The organism is Pseudomonas aeruginosa (genome assembly GCF_001457615.1).
Lineage (GTDB): Bacteria > Pseudomonadota > Gammaproteobacteria > Pseudomonadales > Pseudomonadaceae > Pseudomonas > Pseudomonas aeruginosa.
Window position 1 is genome coordinate 5,887,444 of the sequence record NZ_LN831024.1, and the last position, 19,730, is coordinate 5,907,173.

Consider the following 19,730-nt stretch of genomic DNA (forward strand, 5'->3'; position numbering starts at 1 on the left):
TGAAATGGTGTGGAGGGATGGTCACAGAACATTGCTCCAGCGTCGAGACTGCAAACGTTCAATCAGAAATGTCCCATCCAGCGCTTCCTGTTCGCCTCACGCCATGTCATGGATTGTCGCACCGGGCTCGCTTTGCTAGCGTGCCGGACATCAATTCCATCCGAGATTTCCAGATGCGCCCGTCGTTCGCCAGTTGGGGCCTGCTTGCCCTCCTGCTCCTGCAAGGCCCGTTGCTCCAGGCCCAGCCGCTGTCACCGGCTCTCCAGCAACTGTTGAGCCTGAGCAGCCAGCGTTTGCAACTAGCCGATCAGGTAGCCCAGAGCAAGGCCCAGTCGGGCAAGGCGGTACAGGACAGCCCGCGGGAAGAACAACAGTTGCAGATGCTCGCCGGACAAGCCGGGAGCCACGGGGTCGGCGCCGAGCAGGTGCGCCTGCTGTTCGCCGCGCAGATCGAGGCGAACAAGCTGGTCCAGTACCGCCTGCTCAGCCGGCCGCTACCGGACGCTGGCCAGGCGGTCGACCTGGAGCGCATCCGCAGCCGCCTCAATCAGCTCAACCTGGAGCTGCTGCGCGGCTACGCCCCGGCGCTCGCCGAACTGCGCGTCGACGACTGCCGGCCGAGGCTCAACCAGGCGCTGCAACGGCAGGTACGCGACGATCGCCTGGACGAGCTGCATGCCATCGCCCTGTCACGGGCGGCGGGCGATCTCTGTCACTGGGCCGCGCTCTGAAGCGCGGCCAGCGCATCGCGTAGTTCCTGCGGAATGGCCACCGGGCGGCTGCTTCGGCGCTCCACGAAGACATGCACGAAACGCCCGGCCGCGCAGGCCTCCCGCTGCCCTTCGAGGAACAAGGCCAGTTCGTACTGCACCGAGCTGTTGCCCAGGCGCGCCACCCGCAGGCCCATCTCGATCCGCTGGGGGAAGGCCACCGGCGCGAAATAGTCGCAGCTGGAACTGACCACCAGGCCGATCACTTCGCCGCCCTGGATATCCAGGCCGCCGCGCTCGATCAGGTAGGTATTCACCGCCGTGTCGAAGAACGCATAGTAGGTCACGTTGTTCACGTGTCCGTAGATGTCGTTGTCGTGCCAGCGCGTGGTGATCGGCTGGAAATGAAGGTACTGCTCGCGCAGCGGTCGCGGGGCGGTCGCCATGCCCGGTCCTCGTAGAAGGGATTCAGTATGCCGCGCGATAGATCGCCAGGGCATCCGCCTCGCCGACCTCGCGCGGGTTGTTGACCAGCAGACGCTGCTGGAGCATCGCGTCGGCGGCCAGGCGCGGCAGCATCGCCTCGTCCACCCCGGCGTCGCGCAAGCGGCTCGGCAGGCCGTTGCGCGGACTGAGCTGGGCCAGTTCGTCGATCAGCTGCACGGTAAGCGCGTCGCGATCGCCCGGACGCAAGCGGTCGCCCAGCAGCAGCGGCGCCAGCTCGGCATAGAGTCCAGCGGCAGCGGGAGCGTTGAAACGGATCACCTCCGGTAGCACCAGCGCATTGCTCAGGCCGTGGGGAATGTGGAAATGCCCTCCCAGCGGATAGGCCAGGGCATGCACCGCCGCCACCGGCGCATTGGCGAAGGCCTGCCCGGCCAGGCAGGCGCCCAGCAGCATGGCCTGGCGCGCCTCGCGGTCGCCGCCGTCGCCTACCGCGCGTTCCAGGTTGGCCGCCAGCAGGCGCAACGCCTCCCGCGCCAGCAGGTCGGACAGCGGGTTCTTCTTCAGTTTGCTGGTATAGCTCTCGATCGCATGCACCATCGCGTCGATACCGGTCGCCGCGGTGACCGCCGGCGGCAAGCCGAGGGTCAGGTCGGCGTCGAGCAGCGCCAGGTCGGGCAGCAAGTGGGGCGAGACCACGCCCATCTTGGTGGTCTCGCCGGTGGTGACGATGGCGATCGGCGTCACCTCGGAGCCGGTCCCGGCGGTGGTCGGCACCTGGATCAGCGGCAGGCGCGGCCCGCGTGCGTTGCCGACCCCGAAGACCTCGCCGAGCCCCTGCCCTGCTTCTGGGTGGGCGAGCAGCGCGACCAGCTTGGCTACGTCCATGGAGCTGCCGCCGCCGAAACCGACCACCAGCTCGGCAGCCATGCCCCGCGCCCGCCCGAGCGCGGCCTCGACCACCGCCTCGGGCGGATCGGCGAGCACCTGGTCGTACACCTCGACGGCCAGGCCCAGGCGCGGGAAGCCGGGCAGGATCGCATCCAGCAAGCCGAGCCGGGTGATCCCCGGGTCGGTCACGATCAACACGCGGCGCGCCCTTCGCTCGCGGCAGAGTTCCGCCAGGCGGATGGCGGAGCCGGCCTCGCAGAGGATCTGCGCGGTAGTGGCGAAACTGAAAGCTTGCATATCGGTCTCCCTGGGCGAGACGCCCGTCAGAACGAGAAATGCTCCTCGGGCAGGGCCATCAGGCAGTCGGCGCCACCGAGCAAGGCTTCGCGGTGCATGCTCGCCCGCGGCAGGATGCGCCGCAGGTAGAAATCGGCGCTGCGCAGCTTGGCCCGATAGAAATCGCCCTCGCCGGAGCCGCCGTCCAGCGCTTCCTGGGCTCGTGCCGCGGCTTGCAACCAGAGGGCCGCGAGCAATACGTAGGCGCTGTACTGGAGGAAGTCCACCGAAGTGGCGCCGATCTCCTGGGGATCGCGGGCGCAGGCCTCGAGTACCTGGCCGGTGAGCTGCCGCCACTCCTCCAGGCGTTGCAGCACCGGCTCAGCCAGTGGCGCCAGCGCAGCACGCCCTTGCAGCGCCTCGCTGGCCACCGCCAGTTCGCCTTGCAGCGCCAGCAGTTCGCCGCCCTGGTCGCCGAGCAGCTTGCGGCGGACCAGATCGAGCGCCTGGATGCCATTGGTGCCTTCGTATATCTGGGTGATGCGACTGTCGCGCATCAATTGCTCCATGCCCCATTCGCGGATGAAACCGTGACCGCCATAGACCTGTACGCCGAGGCTGGCGACTTCCTGGCCGACATCGGTAAGGAAGGCCTTGACGATGGGGATCAGCAGCGCTGCACGGCGCGTCGCCGCGCGCCGGCCGTCGGCATCCGGATGGCCGTGTTCCAGGTCGAGCTGGCGTGCGCAGCAGGCCGCCAGCATGCGGCAGCCTTCGACCAGGGTCTTCTGGGTCAGCAGCATGCGCCGCACGTCGGGGTGCACGATGATCGGGTCGGCGACCTTGTCCGGTGCCTGCGGGCCGACCAGGGCGCGCGACTGCAGGCGTTCGCGGGCGTAGCCGAGGGCGCCCTGGAAGGCCCGTTCGGCGATACCCAGGCCCTGCAGGCCGACCTGGAAGCGCGCGTCGTTCATCATCGTGAACATGCAGGCCAGGCCCTGGTTCGCCTGGCCCAGCAGCCAGCCCCTGGCGCCGTCGAAGTTCATCACGCAGGTGGAGGCGCCCTTGATCCCCATCTTGTGCTCGATGGCGCCGCACCCCAGGCTGTTGCGCTCGCCCAGGGAGCCATCGGGATTGGCGACGAACTTCGGCACCAGGAACAGACTGATGCCCTTCACCCCGGCCGGCGCGTCCGCCAGGCGCGCCAGCACCAGGTGGACGATGTTCTCGGTGAGGTCCTGCTCGCCACCGCTGATGAAGATCTTGCTGCCGCTGATCGCGTAGCTGCCGTCGGCCTGCGCCTCGGCGCGGGTGCGCAGGAGGGCGAGGTCGGTGCCGGCCTGGGGTTCGGTCAGGCACATGGTGCCGGCCCATTCGCCGCTCACCAGCTTGCCCAGGTAGTCGCGCCGCAACGCCTCGTCGCCATGCTTGTACAGGGCCAGCACGGCGCCCTCGGTCAGCCCCGAATAGACGCGGAAGGACAGGCTGGCGGCCATCAGCATCTCGTGGAAGCACGCGGAGACCATCTGCGGGAAGCCCTGGCCGCCGTACTCGGTGGGTCCGGTCATGCTCGCCCAGCCGTTCTCGCTGTACTGCCGGTAGGCTTCGCGAAAGCCGGTGGGGGTGGACACCACGCCGTCCTTCAGCTTCGCGCCTTCCTCGTCGCTGTTGCGATTGAGCGGCGCCACCACCTGGCCGGTGTAGCGCGCGCCTTCCTCGAGCACGCCGTCGATCAGTTCGCGATCGATGCCGTTGCCCAGCAGTTCGCAATGCGCGCCGACATCGAACAGTTCATGGAGAACGAAGCGCATGTCGCGCAAGGGGGCCTGGTAATCCATCTCAGCGCGCCTCCTGCAGGTCGGCGAAGGCTCCGCCCTCGGCGGCCAGGCGCTCGACCAGGGACGCCGGCTTCCAGCGTGCGCCGTGGCGCTGTTCGAGGAAACGCAAGCGTTGCAGCAGCTCGGCCGCGCCGAGGCGATCGGCCCAGGCCATGGGACCGCCCTCCGCGGCGGGGAAGCCGTAGCCGTTCAGGTAGACAGTGTCGATGTCGGCACTACGGGCGGCGATACCCTCGTCGAGGATCTTCGCGCCCTCGTTGACCAGCGCCAGCAGGCAACGCTCGAGGATTTCCTCGTCGGCGAAATCGCGCCGCGGGTAGCCCAGCGTTTCGGCAACCCGGAGCACCAGGGCATCCACCTCGGTATCGTGCTCCGCCTGGCGGCTACCCGGCGCGTAGCGGTAGTAGCCGGCACCGCTCTTCTGGCCGAAGCGGCCCATCTCGCAAAGGCGGTTGTCCACCTGCACGGCCGGCTGGTCCTGGCCGACCCCGGCCAACTCGCGGGCGCGCCACTCAAGGTCGATACCGACCACGTCGTACATGCGGAACGGCCCCATGGCGAAACCGAACGCCTGGAGAGCCCGGTCCACCTGGTACGGCAGGGCGCCTTCCAGCAGCATCAGGCGGGCCTCGGTGGCGTAGGGTTCGAGCATGCGGTTGCCGATGAAGCCGTGGCAGTTGCCGGCCACCACGCTGACCTTGCCCATCCGCTCGCCCAGCGCCAGGGCCTCCTCCAGCACCGCCGGCGCGGTCTGCGCGCCGCGCACGATCTCCAGCAGCCGCATGATGTGCGCCGGGCTGAAGAAGTGCAGGCCGAGCACCTGACCCGGACGCGCGGTGACCGCGGCGATGGCGTCGATGTCCAGGTAGGAGGTATTGCTGGCCAGCACCGCGGAGGGCTTCAGCGCCGCGTCCAGCTCGCGGAAGATCGATTGCTTGAGTTCCAGGTTCTCGTAGACCGCCTCGATCACCAGGTCCGCCTCGCGCATCGCGGCGAGGTGCTGGACCGGCGTGATGCGGGCGCGGCGCGCGGCCGCTTCCTTTTCGCCGATGCGCCCCTGGCGCACGTTGTGCGCGTAGGTGTCGGCCACGGCGCCGAGCGCCTGGTTGAGCATCTGCGGGTTGCTGTCCAGCCACTGCACGTCGAGACCGGCGTTGGCCAGGCACATGACGATACCGCGACCCATGGTGCCGGCGCCGATCACCGCGGCCTGGCGGAAGGAAAAGTTCTGGCTCATGGTCTTGTCCTCGTTGTAGCGAGCGCAGGAGGAACGGTGGACGAAACCTGGGGCAGTCCGACCGCACAAAAAGCGACCACTACCTTAGGGGAAGGTCGTACTATTTTTGAAATTTAGTCTTGTGATAGCTGGAATTCAGGCAGTGAATATCCAAACCTTCGACCTCAACCTGCTACGCGTCCTTGACGCGCTGCTGCGCGAACGCAACGTCTCGCGCGCGGCGGAGCGCCTGGCGCTGAGCCAGCCGGCAGTGAGCAATGCGCTGAACCGCCTGCGCGAGCTGCTCGACGACCCGCTGCTGGTCCGCGCCGGTCGTGCGATGCAGCCGACGCCCCGGGCGCTGGCGCTGGAAGCGCCGATCCGCGCGGCGCTGCGGCAGATCGAACAGAGCCTGGGCGACGGCGAGGGCTTCGATCCGGGGCGCAGCCGGCAGCGCTTCACCGTAGCGGTGACCGACTACGTCGAACTGATCTGCATGCCCGCCCTGATGCGCCGCCTGAGTGAGCGGGCGCCGGGAATCTCCATCGCCATCCAGCACCTGACCCCGACCTTGCCGGCCGAGGCGCTGGACAAAGGCGAACTGGACCTGGTGCTAGGCCGCTTCGAAAACGTCCCGGCGCGCTTCCAGCGCCGCCATTGGGCCAGCGAGACCCTGCAACTGGTCGCCCGGCGTCAGCACCCGCTGCTGGCGCAGGCTCCCGACCTGGCCACCTTCCTGGAGCTGCAGCACCTGTGGGTGCACGGCGGGCAGACCAAGGGGATGGTCGACCAGTGGCTGGGCAGCCAGGGGCTCAAGCGGCAAGTGGCCTACACCACGCCGAACTACCTGCAGGCAGCGCACATCGCCGCGTACAGCGACCTGGTCGGCGTCCTGCCGCGACAACTGGCGCACTACTTCGAACGATTGCTGCCCCTGCAATCGTTCGACCTGCCGTTCGACCTCGGCCCGTTCCACCTGGAACTGGTGTTTCTGGCCCAGCGCGAACGCGACATCGCCCTGCAATGGCTGGTCGAACAGATCCGCCAGGTCGGGGCCGCCGGACCGGACTAGGGGAATCCGGGCAGTCAGAAGCGGTCGCGAATGACCAGTTCTTCCCGCGGCAGCTTGCCGCTGCGCGGCCAGGGTTCAACGGCCTTTTTCCCGACCGCGACCATCAGGCCGATCACATGGTTGTCCGGCAGGTTGATCAGCCGGGCCACGGCATCGAAGTCGAAACCATCCATCGGACACGAATCCAGGCCCTGGCCGCGGGCGACCAGCATCAGGGTCTGCGCCAGCAGGCCGCAGCTGCGCATGGCTTCGTCGCGCTGTACCTGGGGCTTGCCGCGGTAGTAGGTGTCGATGGCGCCTGCCATGAACGCCTGTACCGCCTCGGGAGCACCGTCCCAGACCCGCTGCGCGTTGCGCTCCCAACTGTCGAGCTGGGCGCACACCACCACCAGCATCGCCGCGTCGGTGACCTGCGCCTGGTCCCAGGCCACTTCACGCAACTGCACGCGCAATTGCGGATCGCTGACCTCGACCAGCCGCACGTGTTGCAGGTTGAAGGCGGAAGGCGCATGCAGCGCCAGGTCCAGGAGATGGTCCTTCTCTTCGCGAGTCAGGCTGAAGGATGAGTCGTAGCCCTTGATGGCACGGCGACTACGAACGGCGTCTTCGATATGCATGGGGGAAATCCACTGCGAGGGAACAAAGGGGCACCCACTCTAGGGCATTGGCGAGAAGATAAACCAGACTTCAATAAATCCGACGCAGCCCCACAGCAGCTACTTACAGAATTAAGACTAGGACTATTCCTAGGAAGGAATTTTCCTAAGGAATTGTCCTATATTCCACTCCAATGCCAGCGTCTGGGAGAGGGCCCCTCCCGGGACGCACGAACGCAGAAAAATAAGGATGAACTCACGTAGGAGTAAGCTCATGAACAGGATGGGCCAACTGGCTTTGTTCGGTCTTCTTGTAGGAACTTCCAGCAACCTGTTCGCCGCCCCCGGCAGCATCAGCGGCGTCATCCGCTTCACCGGCGCCATTGTCGAGCCACCATGCTCGATGAGCGCTCCCCGCCAAGACGAAAGCAAGGGCAGTTTCCACCTCAGTGGCTGTCCCATGCAGGCGCGCACCGCGGATGTCAGCATCCGTTCGATGAAGACCGGCGAGGTGCGCCACTTGCAACCCAGCGATACGGTCATCGGTGAACGGGATTTCTCGGCGCGCTATGAGCTGGCAGGAAGCGGTCGCCGCTCCGGCAACTACCTGATCACCGTCACCTACCCCTGACGTTCGCCCATGAAAAAACCGCCCGAAGGCGGTTTTTTCATGGTGCCGAAACGTGGCTTACAGCTGCGGGCCGGCGGCCTTGATCGCATCGGAAACCTCGAATTTCTTGAAGTTTTCGATGAACTGCTTGGCCAGGCCCTTCGCCGCCTCGTCGTAGGCAGCCTTGTCAGCCCAGGTGTTGCGCGGGTTGAGCAGATTGGTCTCGACGCCCGGAACGGCCTTCGGCACGTCCAGGTTGATGATCTCCAGGTGCTCGGTTTCCGCGCCGATCAGCGCGCCGCTCTGGATCGCCGCGATCACGCCACGGGTGGTCGGGATGTTGAAGCGCTTGCCGACGCCGTAGCCACCGCCGGTCCAGCCAGTGTTGACCAGGTAGACCTTGGAGCCGAAGGCCTTGATGCGCTTGATCAGCAGCTCGGCATAGACGCCGGCCGGACGCGGGAAGAAAGGAGCACCGAAGCAGGTGGAGAAGGTCGACTTGATACCGCCGCCGGAACCCATCTCGGTGGAGCCGACCAGCGCGGTGTAGCCGGACAGGAAGTGGTAGGCCGCCTGCTCATTGTTCAGGATCGATACCGGCGGCAGTACGCCGGTCAGGTCGCAGGTCAGGAAGATCACCGCGTTGGGCTCGCCGCCGAGGTTCTTCTCCGAACGCTTCTCGACGTGCTCCAGCGGGTAGGCGGCGCGGCTGTTCTGGGTCAGGCTGTCATCGGCGTAGTTGGGCACGCGCTCTTCGTCGAGAACCACGTTCTCCAGCACGGCGCCGAACTTGATGGCTTTCCAGATGACCGGCTCGTTCTTCTCGGACAGGTCGATGCACTTGGCATAGCAACCGCCTTCGACGTTGAACACCACGCCCTCGCCCCAGCCGTGCTCGTCGTCACCGATCAGGTAACGGCTTTCATCGGCGGACAGGGTGGTCTTGCCGGTGCCGGACAGGCCGAAGAACAGGGTCACATCGCCCGCTTCGCCGATGTTGGCAGCGCAGTGCATCGGCAGCACGTCGCGCTCGGGCAGCAGGAAGTTCTGCACGGAGAACATGGCTTTCTTCATCTCGCCGGCATAGCGCATGCCTGCGATCAGCACTTTCTTCTGGGCGAAATTGAGGATCACGCAACCGTCGGAGTTGGTGCCGTCGCGCTCGGGCACGCATTCGAAGTTGGCGACATTGAGGACCTGCCACTCGTCCTTGCCGGCCGGGTTGTACTGCTCCGGCTCGATGAACAGGCAACGGCCGAACAGATTCTGCCAGGCGGTAGCGGTGGTCATCTTCACCGGCAGGTAGTAAGCCTCGGCGGAACCTACATGAACATGGGAAACGAAATGGTCCTGGGCGTTGTTGAACGCTTCCACGCGGGCCCACAGCGCATCGAACTTGTCGGCCGGGAACGGACGGTTGATGTTGCCCCAGGCGATCGCGTCCTTGGTGCTCGGCTCTTCGACGATGAAACGGTCGACCGGCGAACGGCCGGTGCGATGGCCGGTACGTACGACCAGCGAGCCGTTGGCGGCCAGTTCGCCCTCACCGCGGCGAATGGCTTCTTCTACCAGTTGGGCGGCGCTGATATCGGTGTACACGGCGTTGTTGGCTTGCGTCATGTGGTTCCCCGTCGGCCAGAGGCCGAGTCCTCCAAACTTCGTAGCGCTTCAAAAAACTCACTACAGGAAAAAAGTGGCGGGATTATGCCAGAAAAGCCCGCTGGATGAAAAATCGTCAGTGGCGGGTCTCGGAAGGCCCCTGGCTGCCAGCGCCAGCGAACAACTGGGCGACGTCGGAGGCGTCGAACAGGTAGCGCTGGTTGCAGAACTGGCAGTCGATGCTGATCGAGCCTTCTTCCTCCTCGAGCAGCCGCTCGCAGTCGGCCTGCCCGAGACTGACCAGGGCGTTGGCCGAACGTTCCCGCGAGCAACTGCAATGGAAGACCAGCGGTTGCGGCTCGAACAGGCGCACGGTTTCCTCGTGGTAGAGGCGGTGCAGGACGGTCTCGTTGTCCAGCGCCAGCAGCTCTTCGGCGGTCAGCGTGTCGGCCAGGGTGGTCAGGTGCTGCCAACTGGCCTCGCGGGCCTCGGGGTCCTTCAGGCGGTCGGCGGGAAGCTGCTGCAGCAGCAGGCCGCGGGCGCGGCGGCCGTTGGCGTTGAGCCAGAAACGGGTCGGCAGCTGTTCCGAGCTGGCGAAGTAGTTGGACAGGCATTCCGCCAGGTTCACCCCCTCCAGGGCGACGATCCCCTGGTAGCGCTGGCCCTTGACCGGGTCCACGGTGAGGGTCAGCACGCCTTCGGGCATCAGTTCCTGCATGCCGGCGTCGGCGCCGATGGACTTCGCCGAATAGCGGGCCAGGCCACGCACCTGGCGGTCGCTGGAACACTCCACCATCAACAGCGGAACCGCGCCGCTGGAGCGCGCCTGCAATACCAGCAGGCCGTCGAACTTGAGCGTGCCGCAGAGCAGCGAGGCCGCCGCGAGCATCTCCCCGAGCAGCTGCGCGACCGGTTCCGGATAGGGATGTTTGGCCAGCACTTCGCTGTAGCTGCGCTCGAGATCGACCATCTCGCCGCGCACGTCGGTATCGTCGAAAAGGAAACGCTGGCTCTGATCTGAATGGGACATGCGGGACACAACGCTACGAATGAGGGAATGACAAGTGAGTGACAAAGGCCTATAAAAGCGCGCTTCGTGACAGTCGTACGCCGACCCGGCGCCGATAGGGGGAAACGATTTTATGGATAATGCCTCTCCGTTCCAAGCGGCCTGGCAATGGCGCAAGTTCGCCACCTGTCATCTTCTGGCGCTCCTGCTGCTGATCCTGTGGCTCTGGGGCCCCACCCGCGAGCTGATGAACGGCTTCGACTTCTGGCTCTTCGACAAGCTCAACGGCTCCCTCGCCCTCAACGAAACCTGGCTGAAACTCTGGGGCCTGCTCAGTACCCGACCGTTCGACGCGGTGGTCGGGGTGATCCTGCTCTGCCTGCTGATTCGCGGCGACTGGCTGCTGCCGGCGAACCAGGTACGGCGGCTGACCTTCGGCTTCATCGTGACCCTGCTGATCCTGGTGGTGATCCGCGTGCTCTACGCGAAGATCGCCCACCATCTGCACTGGCAGCACGCCAGCCTGTCGATGCTGATGGACAAGGCCATCCACCTCAGCGACCACTTCCCGGACTGGGAACGCGTGTGGGAAATCAAGGACCGCTCCAAGCGCAGCTTCCCCGGCGACCACGCCTCGGTGCTGCTGGTCTGGGCGCTGTTCATGTCGCTGTTCGCTCGCCGCGCCGGGCAGTTCCTGCTGATCTGGACCCTGGCCGTGCTGTTCATGATGCCGCGCCTGGTAGCCGGCGCGCACTGGGGCCAGGACGACTACATCGGCGGCCTGCAGATGGCCCTGCTGGCCCTCGCCTGGGGCTGCTACACACCGCTGGCGGCGAAGGCCAGCGGCTGGCTGGTGCAGGTGACCGAACCGCTGTTCCGCCTGCTGGCGAAATTGCCGCTGATCGGCCGCCTCGGCGTGGTCCGCGACTCGGCCTGAGGCCATCCCGGTCTCCCCTGCGGGAGACCGGCGCTTCTCAGTCCTGGCCGCCGCGCAACTGGTGGATCTGCCGCCGCTGCTTCTTGCTCGGCCGCCCCTCTGTCTGTACGCCCAGCGCCCCGGCCTTGCGCATGGCCGCCGCGCGCTCGCGGCTTGCCACGCTGTCCGCGGTTTCCTCGTAGAGAGCCTGGGCCTCCGGCGCGCCACGCCGGACTACGGAAAGCGCGCGAATGGTCACGGTTCGCTCGTCGAAGCCCGTACGAATGGTCAACTCCTCCCCTACCCTGGGTTCCTTGCTCGGCTTGCACCGCTCGCCCCGGCAATGCACCTTGCCGCCCTCTATCGCGGCCTTGGCCAGCGCCCGGGTCTTGAAGAAGCGCGCCGCCCAGAGCCACTTGTCCAGGCGCACCTTGTCGTCGTCTTTCTCGCTCACTGGCATTTCCCGTATTCGTTCCGCCGCTGTCTCGCGACGGTCATCGACAGCCGCTAGGTTCGTCTTCGGCATCCTCGGGCAGCCGCCTGGCGGCCGCCCATAGCCCTGCTAGAATGCCGGCAAAACGCCTGGAATGCCTACCCGTGAAGACATTCGACCAGCTTTCCGTCATCGGTCTGCGCGAGTGGATCGCCTTTCCCGAACTGGGCATGGTCGGGCTGCGCGCGAAGATCGACACCGGCGCCAGCACCTCCAGCCTGCATGCATCGGACATCGTTCCCTTCGAGCGCGACGGCGAGAAGTGGGTGCGCTTCACCGCCCACCTCGGCACGCTGGTGCAGCGCCGGCACCGTTGCGAAGCGCCGATGGTCGCGCGCAAGAGCATTCGCAGCTCCAACGGCCAGGCCCAGACCCGCTACGTGATCCGCACCACCCTGGCGCTGGGCGATCGCATGTGGCCGGTAGAGTTCACCCTGGCCTGCCGCAAGTCCATGCGCTATCGCGTGCTGCTCGGCTCCAAGGCGCTGATCGCCGGGCAACTGGTGGTCAACCCGGCCCTGGCCTACGTCCAGGATCGTCCCGAGTCGCCGGCCGCCCTGCCCGCGGCGACGAGCATCGACCTGCTCGACGGGAGCCCGGTTTGAGCCATTCGCCGGCAGCACCTGTCCAACCTCCATCCATTCCCGAAACGGCCGGTCCGATGCCTGCCGCGACGACAACCCACAGCCTCGCCGCCGCTGCCCGCCAGCCGGTCCAACCCATCCACAGGTGCTGAATGAAAATCGCCGTGCTGTCGCGCAATCCCCGGCTCTACTCGACCCGTCGCCTGGTGGAGGCCGGGCGGGAGCGCGGCCATGAAATGGTGGTCATCGATACGCTGCGCGCCTACATGAACATCGCCAGCCACAAGCCGCAGATCCACTACCGGGGACAACCGCTGGAGGGCTTCGACGCGGTGATCCCGCGCATCGGCGCCTCGGTGACCTTCTACGGCTGCGCGGTATTGCGCCAGTTCGAGATGATGGGCGTGTTCCCGCTCAACGAGTCGGTCGCCATCGCTCGCTCGCGGGACAAGCTGCGCTCGCTGCAACTGCTGTCGCGCAAGGGCATCGGCCTGCCGGTGACCGGCTTCGCTCATTCCCCGGACGACGTCCCGGACCTGATCGAGATGGTCGGTGGCGCACCGCTGGTGATCAAGCTGCTGGAGGGCACCCAGGGCATCGGCGTGGTCCTCTGCGAAACCGAGAAGGCCGCCGAATCGGTGCTCGAGGCTTTCATGGGACTCAAGCACAACATCATGGTCCAGGAGTACATAAAGGAAGCCGGCGGCGCCGACATCCGCTGCTTCGTGGTCGGCGACAAGGTGATCGCCTCGATGAAGCGCCAGGCAGCGCCCGGCGAGTTCCGCTCCAACCTGCACCGAGGCGGCAGCGCCAGCCTGATCAAGATCACCCCGGAAGAACGCATGACCGCCATCCGCGCCGCCCGCGTGATGGGCCTGAACGTCGCCGGGGTGGACATCCTGCGCTCCAACCATGGTCCGCTGGTAATGGAGGTGAACTCCTCGCCGGGCCTGGAAGGTATCGAATCCACCACCGGCAAGGACATCGCCGGGATCATCATCCAGTACCTGGAAAAGAACGGCGGCCCCCACCTGGCCAGGACGAAGGGAAAGGGGTGAGCCGGACCAGACAACGCATGCGTTGTCCCAGCCCATCGGACGCACCGCATTACGCTGGCGATCCCGGCCTCGACAGAAGGTCCATGCCACGCTTGAATGAAGCACCGCCGCAACCGATGCCGGAAACCCCGCCGAACCCTGGGCTCTTCCGGCACTCGAATCCTTTCCTGACGCTTCACGGAATCGCCGCATGACCTCTCGTCCTTCCTCCGACCAGACCTGGCAGCCCATCGACGGCCGGGTGGCGCTGATCGCGCCAGCCTCGGCCATCGCCACCGACGTGCTGGAGGCGACCCTGCGGCAACTGGAAGTGCACGGCGTGGACTACCATCTCGGCCGCCACGTCGAAGCCCGCTACCGCTACCTCGCCGGGACGGTCGAGCAGCGCCTGGAAGACCTGCACAACGCCTTCGACATGCCGGACATCACCGCGGTCTGGTGCCTGCGCGGCGGCTACGGCTGCGGCCAGTTGCTGCCGGGCCTGGACTGGGGGCGCCTGCAGGCGGCCTCTCCGCGACCACTGATCGGTTTCTCCGACATCTCGGTGTTGCTCAGCGCTTTCCACCGCCACGGCCTGCCTGCGATCCACGGCCCGGTGGCCACCGGACTCGGTCTGTCGCCGCTGAGCGCCCCCCGCGAGCAGCAGGAGCGGCTAGCCTCTCTGGCCTCGGTCAGCCGCTTGCTGGCCGGAATCGACCATGAACTCCCGGTGCAGCACCTCGGCGGACACAAGCAACGCGTCGAAGGCGCGCTGATCGGCGGCAACCTCACCGCCCTGGCCTGCATGGCCGGCACACTCGGCGGCCTGCACGCCCCGGCGGGGTCGATCCTGGCCCTGGAGGACGTCGGCGAACCCTACTACCGCCTGGAGCGCAGCCTCTGGCAATTGCTCGAAAGCATCGACGCGCGCCAGCTCGGCGCGATCTGCCTGGGCTCGTTCACCGATTGCCCGCGCAAGGAAGTCGCCCACAGCCTGGAGCGGATCTTCGGCGAATACGCCGCCGCCATCGAGGTGCCGCTCTACCACCACCTGCCCAGCGGGCATGGTGCGCAGAACCGAGCCTGGCCTTACGGGAAGACCGCGGTGCTCGAGGGAAACCGGTTGCGCTGGTAGGGACGGGGCGCGCCCTTCTCCGTAAGCGCGAGAGGGGGCGGGAAGTGCCGCTGGAACGGCACAAACCCGTCAGGTATCAGGCCGCGCCGCGCGGCAGCAGCAACCCCAACGGCAGGCAGACCCGCGCTTCCAGGCCGCCGCCATCGCGGTTGCGCAGTTCGACGCTGCCGCCGTGCTGGGCGGCGATGCGCTTGACGATCGCCAGGCCGAGGCCGGTGCCCTTGCCGCCACGCGCCTTGTCGCCACGGATGAAGGGATTGAAGATGCTGTCCACTTCCGCGGGATCGATGCCCTGGCCGCGATCGAGCACGCTCAGCACCACGTAGGGCGCCGCGCTTTCGCCGGCCACGTAGCTGGCCACCTCCACCGAACCGCCGCCGTGGTTCAGGGCATTGTCGATCAGGTTGCCCAGCAGACGCTTCATCGACACACGCCGCAACGGCATCGCCGGTACCGGTTGCAAGGCCATGCGCACCTGCTCGCGAGTCTGGTTGAACGGCGCCACGACCTCGCGCACCAGGTCGGTCAGGTCGCCCTCCTCCACCGGCTCGTCGCGGCCGTCGCGGATGAAGGCGAGGAACTGGTCGAGGATCGCGTCCATGTCCTCGATGTCGCGGATCATGTCCTCGACCATCTCCCGTTCGCTCTCCGGCAGCAACTCCAGCGACAGGCGCAGGCGCGTCAGCGGGGTGCGCAGGTCGTGGGAGACACCGGCCAACATCAATTCGCGTTCGCGCCCGCCCTGCTCGATGTCCTCGGCCATCTGGTTGAAGGCGCGATACACCTCGGCCATTTCACTCGGCGTCTCCGGTCCCAGCGGCAGGCGCACGCTGCGCCCCTGGCCGAACTGGCGGGCGGCGACCACCAGGCGCTTGAGCGGCTGGCTGAGCTGGCGGACGAAGATCCAGGCGGCGGCGGTGGAGAGCAGGCCGATGCCGAGGAACCAGCCGAGCACGCTCCAGATCCGTTGGCCACGCAAGGGATGCGGATACAACGGCACCGCCAGCCAGCCTTCGCCGAGGCTCGGTGCGCGCACCCAGAGCTGCGACGGCTGGTGGATACGCAGGCGGGTCTCGGTGTCCGGCCCCAGCTCCATCTGCATCTGCCGCTGGAAGATTTCCGTGTACGGCCAGTGCTGCTCGCCGGGCTGGTCGGCGCTGCTCGGCACCCAGCGCAGGCCGGAAGCCTTGGCGATGGCCGCGCGCGACTCCTCGTCGGCAGCCCAGAACGCGCGGATGGTCAGCGCCGCGCCGTGGCTGTACTGGCGGTCGACGATCACGTCCTCGTTCATCAGCAGGTAGACCAGGGTCAGCGCCTTGGAGAACAGCACGACGATCAGCACCAGCCAGAGGGTGCGGGCGAAGAAGCTTTGCGGGAACCAGAGCGGCGTTTTCATCGATCGGACCGGTTGCGCGCCGGCGGACGGGGCCGACGCCTGTTGCGGGTAAGACGACGCGGCCGGTGCATCGCTGCACCGGCCGCGCGGAGACTCAGGCCTTGCGCGCGTTGCCGTCCGGCACGAACACGTAGCCGACGCCCCAGACCGTCTGGATATAGCGCGGCTTGGACGGATCCGGCTCGATCAGCCGGCGCAGGCGCGAGATCTGCACGTCGATGGAACGCTCCAGGGCATCCCACTCGCGGCCACGGGCGAGGTTCATCAGCTTGTCCCGGGTCAGCGGTTCGCGGGCGTGCTGCACCAGGGCCTTGAGCACGGCGAACTCGCCGGTGGTCAGCATGTGTACCTCGTCGCCCTTCTTCAGTTCGCGGGTGGCGAGGAACAGCTGGTAGTCGCCGAAGGTCACCACCTCGTCGGCACCGGCAGGCGCGCCGGGCACCAGCGGCGCCTGGCGGCGCAGCACGGCCTTGATCCGCGCCAGCAGTTCGCGCGGGTTGAACGGCTTGGCCAGGTAGTCGTCGGCGCCCAGTTCCAGGCCCTGGATGCGGCTGCCCTCGTCGCCCTTGGCGGTGAGCATGATGATCGGCACCTGGTTGTTCTGTTCGCGCAGGCGGCGGCAGGCAGTGAGGCCGTCCTCGCCGGGAAGCATCAGGTCGAGCACAACCAGCTGGAACAGTTCGCGGGATAGAAGGCGATCCATCTGCTCGGTGTTCTCCACCGCGCGGACGCGGTAGCCCTGCTCGTCGAGGAAACGTTCGAGCAGGCGGCGCAGGCGGGCGTCGTCGTCGACGACGAGGATCTTTTCACCTTCGGCCAGGGCGGCAGGGTTCGACATAGAAACTCCCAGAATGAGTCAGGCGGGCATTATCGCCCAGGTAGCGGCTGGGCCGGACTGTCCATTGTTAGCAGATTTTTCCCCGACCAGCCGCCCTCCAAGGCGAAACTTGGCAGGTATAATGCGGCGCTTTTGCGGCGGGGCGTTGTCTACACGGCCCGTTTTCGTTCGTTTTACCAGGTGGATCAATGGACAGCATCAACACCCGTATCGCCGAAGAGCTCTCCGCACTGCCCTCCGGCCGCGTTCAACCGCAGCAAGTCGCCGCTGCCGTCGCCCTGCTCGACGAAGGCTCCACCGTTCCCTTCATCGCCCGTTACCGCAAAGAGGTCACCGGCAGCCTCGACGATACTCAGTTGCGCATGCTGGAAGAGCGCCTGCGCTATCTGCGCGAACTGGAAGAACGCCGCGGCGCGATCCTCGCCAGCATCGAGGAACAGGGCAAGCTGACCCCCGAACTGGCCCGCGACATCAAGCTCGCCGACACCAAGACCCGTCTCGAAGACCTCTACCTGCCTTATAAGCAGAAGCGCCGCACCAAGGGCCAGATCGCCCTGGAAGCCGGCCTCGGCGCGCTGGCCGACGCACTGTTCGACGACCCGACCCTGGTCCCGGAAAGCGAGGCCGCGCGTTTCGTCGACGCCGAGAAAGGCTTCGCCGACGTCAAGGCGGTGCTGGAAGGCGCCAAGTACATCCTCATGGAGCGCTTCGCCGAAGACGCCACGCTGCTCGACAAGCTGCGCGTGTTCATGAAGAACGAAGCGACCCTGACCGCCCGCGTGGTCCCCGGCAAGGAACAGGAAGGCGCCAAGTTCAGCGACTACTTCGAACACGACGAGCCGCTGAAAAGCGCCCCGTCGCACCGCGCCCTGGCGATCTTCCGCGGACGCAACGAAGGCGTCCTCAGCGCCTCGCTGAAGGTCGGCGAGGAAGCGCCGGGCACCCTGCACCCATGCGAAGTCATGATCGCCCAGCGCTTCGGCCTGTCCAACCAGGGCCGCGCCGCCGACAAGTGGCTGGCCGAGGTGGTGCGCTGGACCTGGAAGGTCAAGCTCTATACCCACCTGGAAACCGACCTGTTCGGCGAGCTCCGCGACGGCGCCGAGGACGAGGCGATCAGCGTGTTCGCGCGCAACCTGCACGACCTGCTGCTGGCCGCCCCGGCCGGCCCGCGCGCCACCCTCGGCCTCGACCCGGGCCTGCGCACCGGGGTCAAGGTCGCGGTGGTCGACGCCACCGGCAAGCTGCTGGACACCGCCACCGTCTACCCGCATGCGCCGAAGAACCAGTGGGACCAGACCCTCGCCGTGCTCGCCGCGCTGTGCGCCAAGCACCAGGTCGAGCTGATCGCCATCGGCAACGGCACCGCCAGCCGCGAAACCGACAAGCTGGCCGGCGAACTGATCAAGAAATATCCGGGCATGAAGCTGACCAAGATCATGGTCAGCGAGGCCGGCGCATCGGTGTATTCCGCCTCCGAACTGGCGGCGAAGGAGTTCCCCGAGCTGGACGTGTCCCTGCGCGGCGCCGTATCCATCGCCCGTCGCCTGCAGGACCCGCTGGCGGAGCTGGTGAAGATCGAGCCCAAGTCGATCGGCGTCGGCCAGTACCAGCACGACGTGTCCCAGCTGAAGCTGGCGCGTAGCCTGGACGCGGTGGTCGAGGATTGCGTGAACGCCGTCGGCGTCGACGTCAACACCGCCTCCGCCGCCCTGCTGGCACGCATCTCCGGCCTCAACTCGACGCTGGCGCAGAACATCGTCGCGCACCGCGACGCCAACGGCGCGTTCCGCACCCGCGACGAGCTGAAGAAAGTCAGCCGCCTGGGCGAGAAGACCTTCGAGCAAGCCGCCGGCTTCCTCCGCGTGATGAACGGCGACAACCCGCTGGACGCCTCGGCGGTGCACCCGGAGACCTATCCGCTGGTGCAGCGCATCGCCGCCGACACCGAGCGCGACATCCGCTCGCTGATCGGCGACTCGGCGTTCCTCAAGCGCCTCGACCCGAAGAAGTTCACCGACGAGACCTTCGGCCTGCCGACCGTCACCGACATCCTCAAGGAACTCGACAAGCCCGGCCGCGACCCGCGTCCGGAGTTCAAGACCGCAGAGTTCCAGGAAGGCGTCGAGAGCCTCAAGGACCTCAAGCCGGGCATGGTCCTGGAGGGCGTGGTGACCAACGTCACCAACTTCGGCGCATTCGTCGACATCGGCGTCCACCAGGACGGCCTGGTGCACATCTCGGCGCTGTCCGAGAAGTTCGTCAAGGATCCGTACGAAGTGGTCAAGGCCGGCGACATCGTCAAGGTCAAGGTCATGGAAGTGGACATCCCGCGCAACCGTGTCGGCCTGTCCATGCGCATGAGCGACACCCCCGGCGAGAAGGTCGAAGGCCAGCGCGGCGGGCGTCCCGCCGGCAGCGGCCAGCCGCGCCAGGAGCGTGGCGCCCCGCGCGGACAGAGCGCGCCGCCGGCGAACAACGCCATGGCCGCGCTGTTCGCCAACGCCAAGCAACTGAAGAAGAAGTGACGGAGCCGTCCATGAGCGAGATGCCCGCCCGCGAGCAGATGATCAGCGCCTACAGCGAACTGGTCGGCCTAGACCCGGTCAGCCTCGGCGACGGAGTCGCCGAGGTACGCCTGCCGATGGCCGCGCACCTGCGCAACCGCGGCGGGGTCATGCATGGCGGCGCGCTGTTCTCGCTGATGGACGTGACCATGGGGCTGGCCTGCTCCAGTTCCCATGGTTTCGACCGCCAGAGCGTCACCCTGGAATGCAAGATCAACTACATCCGCGCCGTCGCCGACGGCGAGGTGCGCTGCGTCGCCCGCGTCCTCCATGCCGGGCGCCGCAGCCTGGTGGTGGAAGCCGAGGTGCGGCAAGGCGACAAACTGGTCGCGAAAGGACAAGGTACCTTCGCCCAGTTGTAAACCGGCGCGGCCGCCATGCGGCAGAGTGGCGCGCAACGGCGATCCCGATCCGTGCCGGGCGCCCGCCTCGACGGCTCCCGCCGAAGGCGCGGCGACCGGCCCCCGGACGAAGCGAAAACGCATTTACGTCCTCCCTCTTGT

Annotated in this window: 19 protein-coding genes; 9 read left to right on the top strand and 10 right to left on the bottom strand. The window is 66.8% G+C overall.

Features of this window, described 5'->3' with window-relative positions:
- Window positions 1-173 precede the first annotated feature (173 nt).
- Window positions 174-731, top strand: a complete 558-nt coding sequence (locus AT700_RS27005) for a chorismate mutase (RefSeq protein ID WP_003118024.1) — start codon at window positions 174-176, stop codon at window positions 729-731.
- Here the strand turns inward: AT700_RS27005 and AT700_RS27010 are convergent.
- From AT700_RS27010 to AT700_RS27025, 4 genes are read right to left on the bottom strand one after another with little or no spacing between them, the layout of a single operon-like run.
- A complete protein-coding gene (locus tag AT700_RS27010) occupies window positions 713-1,156 on the bottom strand; it encodes an acyl-CoA thioesterase (RefSeq protein WP_003118025.1) in 444 nt (147 codons plus the stop codon). The two genes, AT700_RS27005 and AT700_RS27010, sit on opposite strands and share 19 nt — an antisense overlap.
- Window positions 1,157-1,178: 22 nt before the next feature.
- Window positions 1,179-2,342 carry an iron-containing alcohol dehydrogenase gene (locus AT700_RS27015; protein ID WP_003123674.1) on the bottom strand — a complete coding sequence of 388 codons (1,164 nt, stop codon included), beginning with the start codon at window positions 2,340-2,342 and terminating at the stop codon, window positions 1,179-1,181.
- A 26-nt stretch (window positions 2,343-2,368) separates the two neighbouring features.
- Complete coding sequence (locus AT700_RS27020) at window positions 2,369-4,159, bottom strand: acyl-CoA dehydrogenase C-terminal domain-containing protein (protein ID WP_034007506.1); 1,791 nt, start codon at window positions 4,157-4,159, stop codon at window positions 2,369-2,371.
- A 1-nt stretch (window position 4,160) separates the two neighbouring features.
- A complete protein-coding gene (locus AT700_RS27025; protein ID WP_048521731.1) occupies window positions 4,161-5,396 on the bottom strand; it encodes a 3-hydroxyacyl-CoA dehydrogenase in 1,236 nt (411 codons plus the stop codon).
- 142 nt (window positions 5,397-5,538) lie between these two features.
- Here AT700_RS27025 and AT700_RS27030 point away from each other — a divergent pair, with 142 nt between their 5' ends.
- On the top strand, window positions 5,539-6,447 hold the full coding sequence (locus AT700_RS27030) for a LysR family transcriptional regulator (RefSeq protein ID WP_003096239.1): 909 nt from the start codon (window positions 5,539-5,541) through the stop codon (window positions 6,445-6,447).
- A gap of 14 nt (window positions 6,448-6,461) precedes the next feature.
- On the opposite strand, the gene AT700_RS27035 is transcribed toward AT700_RS27030, so the two are convergent.
- Entirely contained in the window at window positions 6,462-7,064 is a 603-nt protein-coding gene (locus AT700_RS27035) for a nitroreductase family protein (protein WP_003100063.1), read from the bottom strand.
- A 253-nt stretch (window positions 7,065-7,317) separates the two neighbouring features.
- Here AT700_RS27035 and AT700_RS27040 point away from each other — a divergent pair, with 253 nt between their 5' ends.
- Window positions 7,318-7,674: a hypothetical protein gene (locus AT700_RS27040; protein WP_003109981.1), complete on the top strand. Its 357-nt coding sequence runs from the start codon at window positions 7,318-7,320 to the stop codon at window positions 7,672-7,674.
- A 57-nt stretch (window positions 7,675-7,731) separates the two neighbouring features.
- Here the strand turns inward: AT700_RS27040 and AT700_RS27045 are convergent, their stop codons facing one another.
- Together AT700_RS27045 and hslO are read right to left on the bottom strand one after the other, a co-directional pair.
- Complete coding sequence (locus tag AT700_RS27045; RefSeq protein ID WP_003100068.1) at window positions 7,732-9,273, bottom strand: phosphoenolpyruvate carboxykinase; 1,542 nt, start codon at window positions 9,271-9,273, stop codon at window positions 7,732-7,734.
- Between the two features lie 115 nt (window positions 9,274-9,388).
- Window positions 9,389-10,282 (bottom strand): Hsp33 family molecular chaperone HslO, encoded by an 894-nt coding sequence (gene hslO, locus AT700_RS27050; protein ID WP_048521732.1) that lies wholly within the window; start codon window positions 10,280-10,282, stop codon window positions 9,389-9,391.
- A gap of 112 nt (window positions 10,283-10,394) precedes the next feature.
- Between hslO and AT700_RS27055 the strand changes: the two genes are divergently transcribed.
- The gene (locus AT700_RS27055) at window positions 10,395-11,198 is read left to right on the top strand and encodes a phosphatase PAP2 family protein (protein ID WP_003096247.1); all 804 of its coding nucleotides are present in this window, start codon (window positions 10,395-10,397) and stop codon (window positions 11,196-11,198) included.
- 37 nt (window positions 11,199-11,235) lie between these two features.
- Here AT700_RS27055 and AT700_RS27060 read toward each other — a convergent pair whose 3' ends face one another.
- On the bottom strand, window positions 11,236-11,631 hold the full coding sequence (locus AT700_RS27060; RefSeq protein WP_003120401.1) for an RNA-binding S4 domain-containing protein: 396 nt from the start codon (window positions 11,629-11,631) through the stop codon (window positions 11,236-11,238).
- A 209-nt stretch (window positions 11,632-11,840) separates the two neighbouring features.
- Here AT700_RS27060 and AT700_RS27065 point away from each other — a divergent pair, with 209 nt between their 5' ends.
- From AT700_RS27065 to AT700_RS27075, 3 genes are all read left to right on the top strand, one after another.
- Window positions 11,841-12,275 carry an ATP-dependent zinc protease gene (locus tag AT700_RS27065; RefSeq protein ID WP_003146534.1) on the top strand — a complete coding sequence of 145 codons (435 nt, stop codon included), beginning with the start codon at window positions 11,841-11,843 and terminating at the stop codon, window positions 12,273-12,275.
- Between the two features lie 131 nt (window positions 12,276-12,406).
- A complete protein-coding gene (gene rimK, locus AT700_RS27070; RefSeq protein ID WP_003096254.1) occupies window positions 12,407-13,312 on the top strand; it encodes a 30S ribosomal protein S6--L-glutamate ligase in 906 nt (301 codons plus the stop codon).
- A 190-nt stretch (window positions 13,313-13,502) separates the two neighbouring features.
- A complete protein-coding gene (locus AT700_RS27075; RefSeq protein WP_048521733.1) occupies window positions 13,503-14,426 on the top strand; it encodes an LD-carboxypeptidase in 924 nt (307 codons plus the stop codon).
- A gap of 76 nt (window positions 14,427-14,502) precedes the next feature.
- On the opposite strand, the gene amgS is transcribed toward AT700_RS27075, so the two are convergent.
- Window positions 14,503-15,822 carry a two-component system sensor histidine kinase AmgS gene (gene amgS, locus AT700_RS27080; protein WP_003096258.1) on the bottom strand — a complete coding sequence of 440 codons (1,320 nt, stop codon included), beginning with the start codon at window positions 15,820-15,822 and terminating at the stop codon, window positions 14,503-14,505.
- Between the two features lie 94 nt (window positions 15,823-15,916).
- Complete coding sequence (amgR, locus tag AT700_RS27085) at window positions 15,917-16,660, bottom strand: two-component system response regulator AmgR (protein ID WP_003096259.1); 744 nt, start codon at window positions 16,658-16,660, stop codon at window positions 15,917-15,919.
- Between the two features lie 188 nt (window positions 16,661-16,848).
- On the opposite strand from amgR, the gene AT700_RS27090 reads away from it, so the two are divergent.
- Together AT700_RS27090 and AT700_RS27095 are read left to right on the top strand one after the other, a co-directional pair.
- Window positions 16,849-19,188, top strand: coding sequence for a Tex family protein (locus tag AT700_RS27090; protein ID WP_012614659.1), 2,340 nt, complete (start codon window positions 16,849-16,851; stop codon window positions 19,186-19,188).
- Between the two features lie 38 nt (window positions 19,189-19,226).
- Window positions 19,227-19,589, top strand: a complete 363-nt coding sequence (locus tag AT700_RS27095) for a PaaI family thioesterase (protein WP_042115369.1) — start codon at window positions 19,227-19,229, stop codon at window positions 19,587-19,589.
- The last annotated feature ends 141 nt before the right edge of the window (window positions 19,590-19,730 follow it).